The organism is Acinetobacter sp. 228 (assembly GCF_048147885.1).
Genome location: NZ_JAYWYV010000544.1, coordinates 1 through 1,078, shown reverse-complemented (window position 1 = coordinate 1,078; position 1,078 = coordinate 1). Strand labels below are relative to the sequence as shown.

The 1,078-nt window shown below is 43.5% G+C and carries 1 protein-coding gene and 1 pseudogene; both read left to right on the top strand.

What is annotated here, in order from left to right:
- On the top strand, nucleotides 1–933 hold a 933-nt coding region (locus VXQ92_RS20640), incomplete at its 5' end, for a thiamine pyrophosphate-dependent dehydrogenase E1 component subunit alpha (protein ID WP_416683032.1).
- A pseudogene (locus tag VXQ92_RS20635) lies at nucleotides 923–1,078 on the top strand (alpha-ketoacid dehydrogenase subunit beta); the annotation flags it as partial. The gene VXQ92_RS20640 and the pseudogene VXQ92_RS20635, both read left to right, overlap by 11 nt.

Genomic DNA, 1,078 nt, shown 5'->3' with positions numbered 1-1,078 from the left:
CGTGAATTTGAAGATCGACTTCATGAAGAAAATACCAATGGTGATATTCCAGGCTTTATTCACTTATATAGCGGAGAAGAAGCTGTAGCAGTCGGGATTTGCGAAAACTTAACCGACAAAGACTATATCACTTCAACACACCGTGGACATGGACACTGTATTGCAAAAGGCTGTGACATTCACGCCATGATGCTGGAAATTTTCGGTAAAGATGACGGACTATGCCGTGGAAAAGGCGGTTCTATGCATATTGCCGATTTAGATAAAGGTATGCTCGGTGCCAACGGGATTGTGGGTGGTGGGCCTCCTTTAGCAATTGGTGCAGCGTTGACAGCGAAAACTTTAAAGACTGGTGGCGTCGGTCTGTCTTTTACAGGTGATGGTGGTTCAAACCAAGGCCTTACTTTTGAAGCGATGAACATGGCTGTTGTTCTTAAACTTCCTGTGATTTTCGTTTTTGAAAATAACGGTTTTGGTGAGGGGACTGGTCATGATTACGCTGTAGGAAGTAAAGACATTGCTGGTCGTGCAGCAGGCTTTGGTTTACCGGCAGTTAAAGTTGATGGTACAGACTTCTTTGCAGTCTATGAAGCCGCTCAAACTGCCATTGAACGTGCGCGCCGTGGTGAAGGTCCAAGCGTGATTGAAACCATCACAAACCGTTTTTATGGCCACTTCGAAGGTGATCCTGGCTTGATTCGTTCTAAAGAAGAAGTCGAGTTCATCAAAGAAAATAAAGATCCTTTGAAAATTTTCCGAGAAAAAGTCAAAGGCAAAATTGATGAAGCCAAACTAGACGAGATTGATGCATCTTCTAAGGCAAATGTTGATGATGCCGTTGCTAAAGCTCGTGCTGCGGCATACCCAAAACCAGAACAACTCCTTACTGACGTCTATGTCTCTTACTACAGGAATAGTAAAGATGCCAAATAAAAGTTTTCGTAATGCAATTAAAGAAGCCATTGAATCAGAAATGCGTCGTGACCCAACTGTATTTGTTGTTGGTGAAGATGTTCGCGGTGGGCACGGCGGTAAGAACACTGAAGAAAACCAATTAGAAGGTTTCGGTGGTGTATTG